The organism is Pseudomonas sp. 18173 (genome assembly GCF_050432945.1).
Lineage (GTDB): Bacteria > Pseudomonadota > Gammaproteobacteria > Pseudomonadales > Pseudomonadaceae > Aquipseudomonas.
Genome location: NZ_JBKFTN010000035.1, coordinates 29,433 through 44,648, shown reverse-complemented (window position 1 = coordinate 44,648; position 15,216 = coordinate 29,433). Strand labels below are relative to the sequence as shown.

At 61.2% G+C, this 15,216-nt stretch carries 13 protein-coding genes; 9 read left to right on the top strand and 4 right to left on the bottom strand.

The annotated features are described in order from the left end of the window. On the bottom strand, positions 1–1,749 hold a 1,749-nt coding region (locus ACLD1X_RS27175), incomplete at its 3' end, for a retention module-containing protein (protein ID WP_429373082.1). A gap of 587 nt (positions 1,750–2,336) precedes the next feature. Here ACLD1X_RS27175 and ACLD1X_RS27170 point away from each other — a divergent pair. Genes ACLD1X_RS27170 through ACLD1X_RS27160 form a run of 3 tightly spaced genes read left to right on the top strand, consistent with a single transcriptional unit; the run spans position 2,337 to position 7,236 of the window. Beyond that, positions 2,337–3,695, top strand: coding sequence for a TolC family outer membrane protein (locus ACLD1X_RS27170; RefSeq protein ID WP_429373080.1), 1,359 nt, complete (start codon positions 2,337–2,339; stop codon positions 3,693–3,695). Positions 3,696–3,711: 16 nt separating this feature from the next. Beyond that, the gene (locus tag ACLD1X_RS27165) at positions 3,712–5,871 is read left to right on the top strand and encodes a type I secretion system permease/ATPase (RefSeq protein WP_429373078.1); all 2,160 of its coding nucleotides are present in this window, start codon (positions 3,712–3,714) and stop codon (positions 5,869–5,871) included. Between the two features lie 9 nt (positions 5,872–5,880). Next, positions 5,881–7,236, top strand: coding sequence for an HlyD family type I secretion periplasmic adaptor subunit (locus ACLD1X_RS27160; RefSeq protein WP_429373076.1), 1,356 nt, complete (start codon positions 5,881–5,883; stop codon positions 7,234–7,236). A 119-nt stretch (positions 7,237–7,355) separates the two neighbouring features. Here the strand turns inward: ACLD1X_RS27160 and ACLD1X_RS27155 are convergent, their stop codons facing one another. Beyond that, positions 7,356–7,952 (bottom strand): tRNA-uridine aminocarboxypropyltransferase, encoded by a 597-nt coding sequence (locus ACLD1X_RS27155; protein ID WP_429373074.1) that lies wholly within the window; start codon positions 7,950–7,952, stop codon positions 7,356–7,358. 4 nt (positions 7,953–7,956) lie between these two features. Next, positions 7,957–8,850 (bottom strand): LysR family transcriptional regulator, encoded by an 894-nt coding sequence (locus ACLD1X_RS27150; protein ID WP_007972518.1) that lies wholly within the window; start codon positions 8,848–8,850, stop codon positions 7,957–7,959. Between the two features lie 369 nt (positions 8,851–9,219). Between ACLD1X_RS27150 and speB the strand changes: the two genes are divergently transcribed. From speB to ACLD1X_RS27120, 6 genes are all read left to right on the top strand, one after another. Continuing rightward, positions 9,220–10,170 carry an agmatinase gene (gene speB / locus ACLD1X_RS27145; RefSeq protein WP_429373071.1) on the top strand — a complete coding sequence of 317 codons (951 nt, stop codon included), beginning with the start codon at positions 9,220–9,222 and terminating at the stop codon, positions 10,168–10,170. A gap of 9 nt (positions 10,171–10,179) precedes the next feature. Continuing rightward, entirely contained in the window at positions 10,180–10,602 is a 423-nt protein-coding gene (locus tag ACLD1X_RS27140; protein ID WP_429373069.1) for a YybH family protein, read from the top strand. A gap of 55 nt (positions 10,603–10,657) precedes the next feature. Then, positions 10,658–12,169 (top strand): purine-cytosine permease family protein, encoded by a 1,512-nt coding sequence (locus ACLD1X_RS27135; protein ID WP_429373067.1) that lies wholly within the window; start codon positions 10,658–10,660, stop codon positions 12,167–12,169. Between the two features lie 154 nt (positions 12,170–12,323). Then, positions 12,324–13,703, top strand: a complete 1,380-nt coding sequence (locus ACLD1X_RS27130) for a sodium:solute symporter (RefSeq protein ID WP_429373065.1) — start codon at positions 12,324–12,326, stop codon at positions 13,701–13,703. An 85-nt stretch (positions 13,704–13,788) separates the two neighbouring features. Further along, positions 13,789–14,514: an MBL fold metallo-hydrolase gene (locus ACLD1X_RS27125; protein ID WP_429373063.1), complete on the top strand. Its 726-nt coding sequence runs from the start codon at positions 13,789–13,791 to the stop codon at positions 14,512–14,514. A 73-nt stretch (positions 14,515–14,587) separates the two neighbouring features. Continuing rightward, positions 14,588–14,839: an acyl carrier protein gene (locus ACLD1X_RS27120; protein WP_429373061.1), complete on the top strand. Its 252-nt coding sequence runs from the start codon at positions 14,588–14,590 to the stop codon at positions 14,837–14,839. A 221-nt stretch (positions 14,840–15,060) separates the two neighbouring features. On the opposite strand, the gene ACLD1X_RS27115 is transcribed toward ACLD1X_RS27120, so the two are convergent. Then, complete coding sequence (locus tag ACLD1X_RS27115) at positions 15,061–15,189, bottom strand: PA1414 family protein (RefSeq protein ID WP_429373059.1); 129 nt, start codon at positions 15,187–15,189, stop codon at positions 15,061–15,063. Between the last annotated feature and the right edge of the window lie 27 nt (positions 15,190–15,216).

Sequence of the window (15,216 nt, the reverse complement as noted above, 5' to 3'; positions counted from 1 at the left end):
TTTCGGCAAATCGTCGACGATGTTCACATCCAGTGAACCGGTCGCGGTGGTGCCGTTGTCATCCACCAGGGTCACGGCGAACTGTTCAGGCAGGGTGTTGGCGCCGTTGGCGGTCGGGTGCGCTTCGTTGTCGTTAAGGGTGTAGCTGTAACTCACCACGCCGGTCGCCGCGTTGAAACCGGTGATGGTCAGCGTGCTGCCCAGCGGCGTGGTGACCGATTGCGGGAAGCCCGCCGCCACGCCTGCGGTGACCACGGCAATGCCGCCGACGGTCAGGCTGGTCACGCCATCCAGCGCAGTGACGGTGAAGGTGCCATTCTGGGTCAGCGCGGAGGCATCCGGTGCGCTGCCGTCGCCGAGGTTTTTCTCGAAGACGGTCAGCTCGCCGCCCGCAATGTTCAATCCGCCAATCGTGTCCGGGTCGTCGTTGTTGTGGATCTGCAGCACGAGGTTCGCCGTGCTGCTGTCGCCGTCGGCATCCGTCAGCGTATAGGTGAAGGTCTCCGTCGCACTGCCACCGCCGTGCAGCGCCTTGAAATCCGCATCGCTGGTGTTCAGCGTGTAGGTGTAGGTGCCATTGGCATTGAGCACCAGGGTGCCGTAGGTGCCGGTGAAGGTGCCAGCGGTGATCGGCCCGCTGTTTTCACCCACCGGCACCCGGTCGGCGCCTTGCACGTCATTGGTCAGCACGTTGCCGTTGAGGGTCAGCAGGGTTTCCGAGGCGGTGCCATTACCGTCGTCGATTGCCTTGGGCACGTCGTCGGTGATGTTGATATCCAGCGAACCGGTGACGGTGTCGCCATTGCTGTCGTTGGCCACCACGGTGAAGTGTTCGCCAAGACTATTGGCACCCTCGCCGCTTGCATGGGTTTCGGCGCCGTTGAGGGTGTAGCTGTAACTGACCACACCGGTGGCCGGGTTGTAGCCGGTGACGGTCAAGGTGCTGCCCAGCGGGGTGGTGATCGATTGCGGGAAACCCGCCGCCACGCCGCCGCTGATCACATTGATGCCGCCGATGCTGAGGCTGCTCAGCCCGTCGGCGGCATTGACGGTAAAGGTGCCGCTTTGAGTCAGCGCACCCGGGTTGCTCGCCGATCCGTCGGCCAGGTTGGCTTCATTGACGGTCAGCTCACCGTTCTGCACCGACAGGCCATCGAGGGTGACCGGATTGTTCGGCACCTGCGGAACCTCTGGCGTCACCACAGGGGCAGCGGCGGCTACAACGTTGTTGTCCGGATTGGCGTTCAGGCGTTCTTCGGGAAGTTCGGGAATGCCATTGAAACCGGCAGTGGGGAATCCAATGGTTGGCTCGACTCGCCCGCCCACTTCTTCGAGCAAGACGAAACTATGACCACTGCCCTGGATGCCACCCGGCACACCGGTAGTCGTGGCGGGTCCCGCAGCGGTGGCTTCTGCGGATTGGGTCGGGTCGTCACCCGCCGCAATGGCTTTTTGCAGCTGTTCGACATCCGTCAGCTGCGCTTCGCTCGGCGTCGCCGTTTCAGGTGAGTCCACGTGCGGAATCTGATTGGCGAGCAGTTGCGGTGTCATCTGCATGCTGCTGTCGCGCCCGAGGGTCAGCTCCTGGCCATTTTGCAGATGCACCGCCACCGCGCCTTCAGCGCCGGTGCTCAATTGGTCGCCGGCAAACAGCCGGTCCCCCTCGACCAAAGCACGCCGGGTGCCGTCGCTCGCAACCGCGAACACCTGACCGATGACCTTACTGACGATACCGATGAGCGTAGCCATGTGCACTTCCTCCGCTGCCAACCGCTGTCGGCACCTTGATTGTGCGAAGAACGTGCTCATGGCTCGAGCGGGTTGTCTGGCGGATCGTGTTCCAGGTACCGGTTTACTTGAGTAAGCCGTGGCCCTGGCAACGATCTCGCCCAGCCAGTCGCTCACGGCGCTGTTTACGGTTTTGGGAAAAACCCTCTGCAATCAACGGCATCGGATCCCTGTGCGCAACAACACTGCCAGTGAGCGATGCGTAACGATCCTGAATCACTCAAGTGACAAAAAACCGTCACCTTCGAATCGTTCGCGGCCCTCCCTTCCTGCACTTCTCCGCTCTATGTCGATAAGTGGATTGGAACTTTCCTCAAACCCCGACAAGCGCCCTAGAGCTCGAAAAACAAGGGTTTTCGCATTGAACAATGTGCTGGATTTGGCAGAGCGCATAAGTTTTTTTTGGCATAACCGTTATGAAAAAAATTTCTTAGCTACGCTCCAGAATGTTCTTAGCTCTTTTGTTAAAGATATGAAACAACTTTACCTATAAATGTCGTCAAATAATTGGCGACTGATAAGCACCATCAGGAATCAGGGAGATGTACATGCGCCTATTAACCCCCCTCTGCAGCGCGGTGCTTTTAGCCATGGCCTGCTCATCCCAGGCTCAGGCAATGACGCTGACCGAAGCGATCCAGAGCACCATCGCGACCCACCCGGAGCTGGCATCGCGGGTGGACAGCCGGCTGTCGGCGGATGAGGACGTGAAGGTCGCCAAAGGGGGCTTTTATCCATCGGTTGATCTGAACGCCGCCTACGGGCGCGGGTACAGCGATAACACCAATACCCGGGCGTTCGGCAATCACCACACCGAAACCCTCAACTACACCCAGTCGGAATTGCGCCTGCGGCAAATGCTCTTTGATGGCTTCAACACCGCCAATGAAGTCCAGCGCACCCAGGGCGTGGTCAATTCGCGAGCTTATTATGCTCAGGGTACGGCTCAGGACCTGGCCTTGCGCACCACCGAGGTTTACCTCGAAGTACTCAAGCGCCGTGAACTGGTGACACTGGCCACCAACAACCTGCAAGCGCACTTGCGGGTCAACGACCAGATCGGCCTGCGCACCCAGCGCGGTGTAGGCAGCAACGCCGATGCCGACCAGTCCACGGCTCGCCGGGCACTGGCGGAAAACAACCTCGACACCGCCCAGGTCGATCTGGCTGACGCCGAGTCGAACTTTTACGCCGTGGTGGGGCGTTTGCCCGATGAACTCGAAACCCCACCGTCGATTCGTGGCGAAGTCCCTGCCTCACTGCCCGAAGCCCAGCAGAGCATGGTGGAAAACAACCCTTATCTGAAATCCGCCCAGGCCGATGTGCAATCAGCCGAGAGCCAGTACGAAGTCGCCAAGTCGCCGTTTTACCCACGCCTGGACGCCGAGGCCGCCGTGGGTGCGAACAACAACGTGCAGGGTGATGAAGGCCACGACAACGAATGGCGGGTCGGTGTGGTGATGAACTACAACCTGTTCCGCGGCGGCAGCGACAAGGCGCGCCTGGCCTCCGATGCGCACAAGATCAACCAGGCCATGGACATCCGCAACAATGCCCTGCGCCAGCTCAACGAGAACATTCACCTGGCCTGGAACGCCATGGTCAATGCCAAGAAACAAACCCCGACCGCCCGTGAATACGCCGACACCAGCAAGCGCGTACGCATGGCCTACCAGGATCAGTTCGGCCTCGGCCAACGGACCCTGCTGGACCTGCTCGACAGTGAAAACGAACTCTACAACGCCAACCGTCGCTATACCGAAGTGCGCTACACCGAAGAGTTTTCGATGTACCGCGTGCTGGCGAACATGGGTCAGTTGTTGAGCAAACAACGCGTCGTACTGCCCGCCGACGCGATCGCCCAGTCCGAAGTGAAAAACGAAGCTCGTCTGCCTGAAATGAAGTAGCGCACGGGAGCGTTCAATGACCAGCATGGAACCCGGCAACACCGGTGTCGATCCGCGTCTGAGCTTCGATGACCCGCTTCTGGACGGTCTGTTGATCCTCTGCAAACTCCACGGCGCGACGGTCAGTCGCGCCAGCCTGAGTGCCGGGCTGCCCATGGCACACCAACGCCTGAGCCTGGACCTGCTGCCCCGTGCAGCGGCCCGGGCCGGTTTGCAGGCGCGCTTGCTGCGCCGCGAACTCAAAGACATCTCCGCGCTCAACCTGCCCGTGCTGTTGTTGCTCGACAACGGCCGCACGGCCGTCCTGCGCCGTTATGGCGAGGACGGCAAGGTGCTGATCCTGCCCAGCGAAGCGGACGGCGGCGAACAATGGCTCAGCCCTGAGGAGCTGGCCGAACACTACAGTGGCCAGGCGCTGTTCGCCCGTCCACGCCACGAACTCGAAGACTTGCGCTCGCCGCTGGTGCCTCGGGTGCAAGCCTGGTTTCGCGATACGCTGAAGCTGTCGAAATGGCTGTATAGCGACGCGATCCTGGCGAGCTTCCTGATCAACCTGCTGGGCCTGATGGTGCCGCTGTTCGTGATGCAGACCTACGACCGCGTGGTGCCGAACCAGGCTACTTCGACCCTGTGGGTGCTGGCGATCGGTCTATTGATCGGCACGGCTTTCGAACTGGTGCTGCGGGTCGTGCGCGCGCACTTGCTGGATACCGCCGGCAAGAAAACCGATGTGATCCTGTCGGCCACCCTGTTTGAACGTATCACCGGCATGGCAATGAAAGCGCGACCGGCGACCATCGGGGGATTCGCCCAAAGCATTCATGACTTCCAGGGCTTGCGGGAATTTCTCACCGCCGTGACCCTCACCAGCCTGATCGACCTGCCCTTCTGCCTGCTGATGCTGCTGGTGATCGGCCTGCTCGGAGGCTGGCTGGTGGTGATCCCGATCCTGGCGTTCCCCATCACCATCATCTTCGCCATGGTGATCCAGGTACGCCTGCGCGACACCGTCCAGAAAAGCCTCAGCCTGGGTGCCGAACGCCAGGCGTTGCTGATCGAAACCCTCAGCGGCCTGGAGACCCTCAAGGCCTGCAGCGCCGAAAGCGAGCGCCAGCACAAATGGGAGAGCACCCACGGCGCCCTCACCCGCCTCGACAGCCATGCGCGTAACCTCTCGGCCCTGGCCACCAACGGTACCTTGTTCATCCAGCAACTGTCCGGTATGGCAACCATCGTCGCCGGGGTCTACAGCATCATCGCCGGCAACCTCAGCGTCGGCGCCCTGGTGGCCAGCTACATGCTCGGCAGCCGGGTACTGGCGCCGCTGGGGCAAATCGCCGGCCTGATTACCCGCTACCAGCAAGCGCAACTGACCATGAAAAGCACCGACGCGCTGATGGGCCTGCCCCAGGAGCGCGACGCCAAACAGCGGCCGCTGGAGCGCACCCAACTGCAAGGCGCGCTGGATGTTGTCGGCGTGACCTTCCACTACAACGGCCAGAGCTCTCCCGCCCTGGCCAATGTCAGCTTCAGTGTGAAACCCGGTGAACGCATCGGCATCATTGGCCGCAGCGGCTCGGGCAAAAGCACCCTGGCGCGGCTGGTGATGGGGTTCTATGAACCGGATGAAGGCCAGTTGCTGCTCGATGGCCTGGACCTGCGGCAACTCGACGTCGCCGACCTGCGCCATCAAATCGGTTACGTCGCCCACGACCTGCCGCTGCTGGCCGGCAGCCTGCGCGACAACCTGACCCTTGGCGCACGCTATATCAGCGACTCACGCATGCTCGAAGTGGCGGAAATGACCGGTGTCACCGAACTGGCCCGGCAACACCCGCAAGGCTTCGACCGGCCTGTGGGTGAGCGTGGGCAACTGCTGTCCGGCGGCCAACGCCAGGCGGTATTGATGGCCCGGGCCATGCTGCTCGATCCGCCGATCATGCTGCTCGACGAGCCCACCAGCGCCATGGACAACAGCAGCGAAGACGTCCTGAGGCAAAAACTTCACGGCTGGGTCCAGGGCAAAACCATCCTGCTGGTGACCCACCGCACCTCGATGCTGAGCCTGGTGGATCGCCTGGTGGTGCTGGACAACGGACGGATCGTCGCCGACGGCCCGAAAGAAGCGGTCATCGATGCACTGCGCAAGGGCCGTGTCGGCTCTGCGGCCGTCTAGGAGTCGTCCATGTCTGCCGATCAAGGATCCCGTGGTTACTTCGACAGTTTCAACAAAAGTGCCGAAACCGAGTTCATGCCGGAAACCGCCGGCGCCTCGTTGCAGGACTCACCGCGCTGGTCGCGAATCACCGTGTGGCTGGCCGCTGCGCTGCTGATCAGCGCACTGGTCTGGGCCAGGTTCGCCGTATTGCAGGAAGTGACCATGGGCGAAGGCAAGGCGATTCCGTCGAGCAAGGTCCAGGTGATCCAGAACCTGGAGGGCGGCATCGTCACTGAAATTTTCGTTCGTGAAGGACAAATGGTGAACAAGGGCGACACCTTGTTGCGCCTGGATGACACGCGCTACCTGTCGAACAAGGGCGAAAGCGAAGCCGATCGTTATGCCTTGACCGCGCAGGTCGAACGGCTTTCCGCCGAAGCCGAAGGCCGGCCGTTCCAGCTGTCAGAAGAGGTGATCGCCAAGGCCCCGCAAGTGGCTGAAGACGAGCGCTCCCTGTACGAACAGCGGCAACGTCGACTGGCCAGCGAACAGCGCACCCTGAGCGAGCAACTTCGGCAAAAAACCCAGGAACTTGCAGAATTTCGCTCGAAACAGGGGCAGTTCAGTTCAAGCCTGGCGTTGTTGCAACAAGAGATGAACATGTCCACGCCACTGGTGGGCACCGGTGCAGTGTCACCAGTGGAAATCCTGCGCCTCAAACGCAGCGCGGTGGAGATTCGCGGCTCATTGAACGCTACCACCCTGGCGATTCCCCGGGCGGAATCGGCGATCAACGAGATCAAGAGCAAGATCGACGAGTCGGAACAGACCTTCCGTTCGGAAGCCGCCAAGGAGCTGAACGAGAAACGCACCGACCTGTCGAAAATCACAGCATCGAGTATCGCCATCGACGACCGTGTGACCCGCACCACCGTGGTCTCCCCGGTTCACGGCATCATCAAGGTGTTGAAGGTCAACACCATCGGCGGCGTGGTCCAGCCCGGCAGCGACATGGTGGAAATCGTACCGCTGGAAGACAACCTGTTGATCGAAGCCAAGGTACGGCCGCAGGACGTTGCATTCCTGCATCCGGGCCAGAAAGCCATGGTCAAGTTCAGTGCCTACGACTACACGATCTACGGCGGCCTGAGCGCCAAGCTTGAACTGATTGGTGCCGACACCATCACCGACGACAAGGGCAATAGCTTCTATCTGATTCAGGTGCGCACAGACAAAAACCATTTGGGCGGGGACGTGAAACCGCTGCTGATCATCCCGGGGATGGTGGCGACGGTGGACATTATTACCGGGGAGAAAACAGTGCTCGATTACTTGCTCAAGCCGGTACTTAAAGCCCGGACCGAGGCGATGCGGGAGCGGTAGAACTGGTTGAAAGTTTCTGTGACTGTTCTGCCGTCTTCGCGGGCAAGCCCGCTCCCACATTGATCACGCTGAACCTGTGGGAGCGGGCTTGCTCGCGAAGGGGCCGTCATTGACGACTCCTACTTCGGCCCATGGTTACGCTGAAAAACCTCCTCCCCCATCGCCGCAATCTGCCCCTCGATCAACGCCTCGAACGGCCTGAGCAGTGGCGCAAACGAAGTCGGAGCCTCAAGGGTTTCAAGCGCCTGCACAATCGCCTCTACCGTCGACAATGCGCCAGGCCCCGGTGCCTTGCGCAACCGATAACGGGATACACCGCCTTCAGCCAGCGTCACCCTCGGCAACGCCGCCAGCAGCGGGTTGAGGTGCAGCATCTTGCGCGCCTTGCGCCAGGTGCCGTCCGGGACGACCAGCAACAGCGGTTCGTCTGCCGCGGCACAGGCCTGCATCGGTTGCGCCTCTTCGCCGGGAAACAACAGGCGCGCCCGATACCCCGGCCGGCTCAACAAGGTCGGTAGATCATCGAACACTTCTCCCACGATCAACTCGGCATTGTTCAGGCCCAACGCCGCCAGCCGCGCCGTATTCAGTGCATGGTTCACTTCGCTCGGATGCTGCAGCAGCAACACCCGGGTGCGGCTGTCGAGGCTCGGGATCAATGGGCACAGGCAGTGGCTTTGCGGACGCAAACAGCGTGGGCATTGGATTCTGGACATCTTCTCAGGCCTGATTCAGTTGGGCTTTAAGCAAGTCGCGGAACGTCTGGATCAACGGCTCGCGACTACGGCCCCGACGCACGATCATCGAGAATGGCGCCTGATAACCGAAGGTCGCCGGCAGCAACACCCGCAAGTCCCCCTTGTCGGCCCAGGCCTGGGCGTAGTGCTCCGGCAGATAGCCGATGTAGGCGCCGGACAGCACCAGAATCAGCTGGGCCTCCATACTTTCCACCGTCGCGGCGCTGTGCTTGAAACCGTGACGCGCCAGCTCGGCCTGGCTCCAGTAGCCGCGACCGACCATGCGCTGCTGGGTGATGACCTGTTCGGGAATGCGCCGCTCGTTGAACAGCGGATGCCGCGTGCTGCAATACAACCAGTGCTGTTCACGGTACAGCGGCATGTACACCAGGCCGCTCATGCGTGTGGAAAACGCACCGATGGCCAGATCGAGACGGTTGTCTTGCACGCCGAGCTGCAATTCGTAGGGACTCATCACCGACAGGTGCAAGTGCACGGCCGGGTGTTCCTGGCTGTAGGCACCGATGGCTTCGGCAAACGGCAGGGCCTTGTCGCTGACGGTGGAGTCGATGACCCCAAGGTTCAAGGTCCCGCGCAACTCGCCCTTGAGGGCGGCGGCGTATTGCTCGAAGCCTTCGAGCTCGCCCAACAGGCGCAGGGTTTCCTGATGGAACAGTTCGCCCTTGCTGGTCAGGCTGAACCCGCCACGTCCGCGATGGCAGAGCACCAGGCCCAGGGCCGCTTCGAGCTGGCTCATGTAGGTGCTGATGGCCGACGTCGAGAGATTGAGTTCCTGCTGGGCGTTGGCGAAGCCCTGGTGTCGCACCACGCTGACGAAGATGCGCAATAGTTTCAGGTCGGGTAAAGCGTTGGCCATGGGAACTCCGATCGAAAGGAAGCGCAAAGCACTACCGTGGAAACACAATCCCTGTGGGAGCGGGCTTGCTCGCGAAAGCGGTGTATCCGTAGATACTGAGGCCGACTGACACTCCGCCTTCGCGAGCAAGCCCGCTCCCACAATGGTTGCAGTGCTCACCCCTTCGACTGCCAGGCATCAGGGGGTAGGCGAATAGAGTGAAGTCTATCGCTGTCCCAGCCATTAGTTTAGAAAAATCTGAACTAAGTATTTGCCCGTAGCGATTCTTCCCGGCCACTACATTTCGCAGAATCGGCGCTACAAGGTGCGCCCGTACTTCCGTGAACGGCGCAACCCAATAAATAAAACAACGACGATGAGGCCCTACCCGTGGACAAGATTCTTCACCAACCACTGGGCGGTAACGAAATGCCGCGCTTCGGCGGCATCGCCACCATGATGCGACTCCCCCACCTGGAAACTGCTGCCGGCCTGGACGCTGCCTTTGTAGGCGTGCCGCTGGACATCGGTACCTCCCTGCGCCCTGGCACCCGTTTCGGGCCTCGCGACATCCGCACCGAATCGGTGATGATCCGCCCTTACAACATGGCTACCGGCGCTGCACCGTTCGACTCGCTGTCGGTTGCCGACATCGGCGACGTGGCGATCAACACCTTCAACCTGCTGGACGCCGTTCGCATCATCGAAGAAGCCTACGACGACATCCTCGAGCACAACGTGATCCCCATGACCCTGGGCGGCGACCACACCATCACCCTGCCGATCCTGCGTGCCATCCATAAAAAGCACGGCAAGGTCGGCCTGGTGCACATCGACGCCCACGCCGATGTGAACGATCACATGTTCGGCGAGAAAATCGCCCACGGCACCACCTTCCGTCGCGCCGTTGAAGAAGGCCTTCTGGATCCGGACCGCGTCGTGCAGATTGGCCTGCGCGCCCAGGGCTACACCGCTGACGACTTCAACTGGAGCCGTAACCAGGGCTTCCGTGTGGTTCAGGCCGAAGAGTGCTGGCACAAATCGCTGGAGCCATTGATGGCTGAAGTCCGCGAGAAGGTCGGCGGCGGTCCTGTCTACCTGAGCTTCGACATCGACGGCATCGACCCGGCCTGGGCCCCTGGCACCGGCACCCCGGAAATCGGCGGCCTGACGACCATTCAGGCGATCGAGATCGTTCGTGGCTGCCAAGGCCTCGACCTGGTCGGCTGCGATCTGGTAGAAGTCTCGCCCGCTTACGACACCACCGGTAACACCTCGCTGCTGGCCGCCAACCTGCTGTACGAAATGCTCTGCGTACTGCCTGGCGTAGTCCACCGCTGAGGATGGACCATGAACGAACGTGATCAGGTATTGAAAGCCGCCGCCGATCTGGTGGCCGCCTTTGCCCGTAACGATCGCGAAGCCTACTTCGGCGCGTTCAGCGCCGATGCCAGCTTCGTCTTCTACACCCTCGAACAGCCCCTGCTGTCGCGCGACGCCTACCAGGCGATGTGGGACAGCTGGCGCGCCGAGGATGGCTTCGAGGTGCTCTCGTGCACCTCAAGCAACGCTTTCGTCAGCCTGCAGGGCGACGTGGCGATTTTCATCCATGACGTAGCCACCGAGCTGCGCATGCAAGGGGAGCAGCACTTTAGCCAGGAGCGCGAGACGATTGTTTTCAAGAAACAAGCGTCTGGCCCAGAACAACAAGGCCTATGGCTGGCCTGCCACGAACATTTGTCCGCGATGCCGGAAGGGCTGCCAACCCCTTAGCCAACACAGGTGACGCTCACGCACGATGAGCGCGCCTTTATGATCGGAGCTGATCATGAATAACAACAACAAAGACCAAAGCCTTACGCAAATTGAAACCCACGGGGTCGAACAGATCCCGGACAACGAACGCACCGCAGGCCCGACGGACTTGTTCCGGATGATCTTCGGTGGTTCCAACACCTTTGCAACCGCCGTGCTCGGCAGTTTCCCGGTGCTGTTCGGCCTGTCTTTCCAGGCGGGCGTCTGGGCGATTGTGCTGGGCGTGTTGCTGGGTTCGCTGATCCTCGCGCCAATGGGTCTGTTCGGCCCGATCAACGGCACGAACAACGCCGTGTCTTCCGGTGCGCACTTCGGCGTGCACGGTCGGATCGTCGGCTCGTTCCTGTCGCTGTTGACCGCCATCGCCTTCTTCTCGCTCTCGGTGTGGAGTTCGGGTGATGCACTGATCGGTGGCGCCAAGCGCCTGGTCGGCCTGCCGGAAACCGACCTGACCCTGGGCCTGGCCTACGGTCTGTTCGCGATCCTGGTGCTGACCGTGTGCATCTATGGCTTCCGCTTCCTGCTGTGGGTCAACAAGATCGCGGTGTGGAGTGCCAGCCTGCTGTTCCTGCTGGGCGTCTTCGCCTTCGCCGGTCCTTTCGATGCGAACTACGCCGGCACCGTCAACATGGGCCAACCCGGTTTCTGGGCGGCCTTCATCGGTGCCGCACTGGTGGCCATGAGCAACCCGATTTCCTTCGGTGCGTTCCTCGGCGACTGGTCGCGCTACATTCCGCGTGATACGTCCAAGCGTCGCATCATGGCGGCGGTGGTGCTTTCGCAGATCGCAACGTTCATCCCGTTCCTGTTCGGCCTGATCACCGCGACCATCGTGGCGGTCAAGGCACCGGACTACATCGCGGCCAACAACTATGTGGGCGGCCTGCTGGCGGTATCGCCGACCTGGTTCTTCCTGCCGGTTTGCCTGATCGCCGTGATCGGCGGCATGTCCACTGGCACCACTTCGCTCTACGGCACCGGCCTGGACATGTCCAGCGTGTTCCCACGGGTGCTGTCGCGGGTCAAGGCCACGCTGCTGATCGGTGTGATGTCGATTGCCTTCATCTTCATCGGACGTTTCGCGGCCAACCTGGTGCAGAGCGTGTCGACCTTCGCCGTGCTGATCATCACCTGCACCACCCCCTGGATGGTGATCATGATCATCGGCCTGCTGGCCCGTCGCGGCTTCTACTGCCCGGATGACCTGCAAGTGTTCACCCGTGGCGAAAAAGGTGGCCGCTACTGGTTCACCCACGGCTGGAACTGGCGTGGCATGGGGGCCTGGATCCCGAGTGCGGCGGTCGGCCTGTGCTTTGTGAACCTGCCGGGGCAGTTTGTCGGCCCCCTGGGCAACCTGGCCGATGGCATCGACATCAGCCTGCCAGTGACCCTGGGCCTGGCCTCGGTGGTGTACCTGGTCCTGCTCAAGATGTTCCCGGAAACCAGCGCGGTGTACGGCCCGAACCACCTTCGCAACAAGAGCACGGATTCGCTCGCCAAACCGGCGATGCGACAAGTCGCCTGATAAACGCACTACCCCTGTGGGAGCGGGCTTGCTCGCGAAAGCGATCGGTCAGTCACATTAACTTTGAATGTGCCGCCGTCTTCGCGAGCAAGCCCGCTCCCACAGGGACTGATTTTCAGCCTCACATAAAAAAGACAATCGGAGACACGCCATAATGGCTTTGGATTTATTCGTTGTACTCATCTATGCCGCCGCGATGCTGCTTCTCGGCTACTACGGCATGCGCAAGGCCAAGACCAACGAAGACTTTTTGGTCGCCGGTCGTAACCTCGGGCCAACCCTCTACATGGGCACCATGGCGGCCACCGTTCTCGGCGGCGCGTCCACCGTGGGCACCGTACGCTTGGGCTACGTGCACGGCATCTCCGGTTTCTGGCTGTGCGCCGCACTGGGCTGCGGGATCGTCGCGCTGAACCTGTTCCTCGCCAAGCCGCTGTTGAAACTGAAGATCTACACCGTTACCCAGGTGCTGGAAAAGCGCTACAACCCGATGGCCCGCTCCGCGAGCGCGGTGATCATGCTGGCCTACGCCTTGATGATCGGCGTGGTTTCGATCCTGGCGATCGGCACCGTGCTGCAAGTGCTGTTCGGCTTGCCATTCTGGATTTCGGTAGTGCTCGGCGGTGGCGTCGTGGTGATCTACTCGGCCATCGGTGGCATGTGGTCGCTGACCCTGACCGACATCGTCCAGTTCGTGATCAAGACCGTTGGCCTGATGTTCATCCTGTTGCCAATCTGCATGTACCGTGTCGGCGGCTGGGATCAGTTGGTGGCCAAACTGCCGGAGGCGAGCTTCAGTTTCACCACCATCGGCTGGGACACAATCATCACCTACTTCGTGATCTACTTCTTCGGCATCCTGATCGGTCAGGACATCTGGCAACGGGTGTTCACCGTCAAGACTGCCAAAGTGGCTCAGGTCGCAGGTACCGCCGCAGGCATCTACTGCATCATCTACGGTCTGGCCTGCGCCCTGATCGGCATGGCCGCTCACGTACTGATCCCGGATCTGGACAACGTCAACAACGCGTTCGCCGCCATCGTGAAACTGTCCCTGCCGGACGGTATCCGTGGCCTGGTGATCGCTGCCGCACTGGCGGCCATGATGTCCACCGCCAGCGCCGGCCTGTTGGCTGCCGCCACCACCCTGAGCGAAGACCTGCTGCCGAAACTGCGTGGCGGTAAAGAATCGAGCCTGGGCCTCAACCGCCTGGTGACCCTGTTGACCGGTCTGGTCGTACTGGGTATCGCATTGGTGGTGAACGACGTGATCAGCGCCCTGACCCTGGCCTACAACCTGTTGGTCGGCGGCATGCTGATCCCGTTGATGGGCGCGATCTTCTGGAAACGCGCCACCACCGCCGGCGCCATCGCCAGCATGGGCCTGGGCTTCGCCACTGCCCTGCTGTTCATGGTCAAGGACGGTCTGGACGCCAACACCCCGATCTACTACAGCCTGATTGCAAGTCTGGTGAGCTTCATTGTGGTGAGCCTGATGTCTCGCCGCCCGGTAGCAGTGGCCAGCGCGGCCTAAGCTGAACATAACGACTTGATGCTTTCTTCGACGGGTGTGGCGTCGGTTGCCACACCCGTTTTTTTTCGTCTGGAGAAAACTGCTTATGAAGATCGTCAGCCGCGATCAGTGGTTTGAAGTCAAACATCTCAGCGACGGCATCCGCTTGATCCACGAGCCGTACATCCGACCCTTCTACCGTTGCAACCTCTGGCACATCCAGGGCCGCGACAAGGACCTGCTGCTGGACAGCGGCTCGGGCCTGGTCAGCCTGCGCGAGCAACTGCCGTGGATCACCGAACGGCCGCTGGTGGCGGTGGCCAGCCACTGCCATTTCGATCACATTGCCGGCCATCACGAATTCGCTGAACGACTGGTGCACCCGGCCGAGGCGGACATTCTGGCCGCGCCGGACGGCGACAACGACTTGAGCAAGGCCTTTGTCGGCGACGACATGTTCGAAGCGCACCCGGATTGCCCGCTGTGCTACGCCGAATACCGGGTCAAGGCTGCACCGGCCACGGGTTTTGTCGAAGATGGAGATGTGCTGGACCTGGGCAACCGGGTGCTGCAGGTCGTGCACACGCCGGGGCACTCGCCAGGGGGCATCTGCCTGTACGAAGCCGCCACCGAAACCCTGTTCAGCGGCGACATCATCTACGACGGTCCGCTGATCGAAGACGCCTACCACTCCAACCTCGATGACTACGCCCGCAGCCTGCAACGCTTGCGCACGCTGGCGATCCGCACGGTGCATGGCGGACATTTCGGCAGTTTTTCCGGGGCGCACTTGCACAACATGATTGACGAATGGCAGCGCTCACACGGCTGAAGCCTGCTGTACTCAACGGCAGGAACTGCACCGGCACGGAGAGCAAGATCGATCTCCTCCTGGAAGTACGCTCATGAAAAAGGCTGCCGTTCGTGCTGTCGTGCATCGCTACATCAGCCGCCTGCTGGAAGGTCGGGATGACTTCGACGACAACGCCAGCCTGGCGCAGTTGGGATTGGACAAGGAAGATATCGAAGAACTGATCTTCCATCTGGAAGATGAGCTGGGTGTATCGGCCTTTACCGCCGAGGAAGACCGGATGCTGAAATCCGCCAGGACGGCGAATGACTTGAGCCGGTTTTTATTGGAGATCGGGCGGCATTGAGATGGGTTGCCAACGTATTTCCCAGTCAGCCAGGAAACTACTGCAAACAGGCTCTCCTGTGGCGAGGGGGCTTGCCCCCGCTGGGCCGCGAAGCAGCCCCAAATCCTTCAACCGGGTTGAATCAGGAACAGCACGCTTGCTGGCTTTACGACTGCTTCGCAGCCGAACGGGGGCAAGCCCCCTCGCCACAACAAGCCCCTCTCACCAGTATCCCGGTGCCGTTACCGGCGACGCGGCTGGCGTCGGCGTTGTTCGTCATCGGTACGAATAGGCACGGGTTGCAGAGGCGGCTCGATCAAACCGAGAGCGACGCCCAGGTCATGCAGCCAGCTTTGGATTTTCTCTTTCATGGTGCCCCCTTCAGGGTAGTGCCGAGC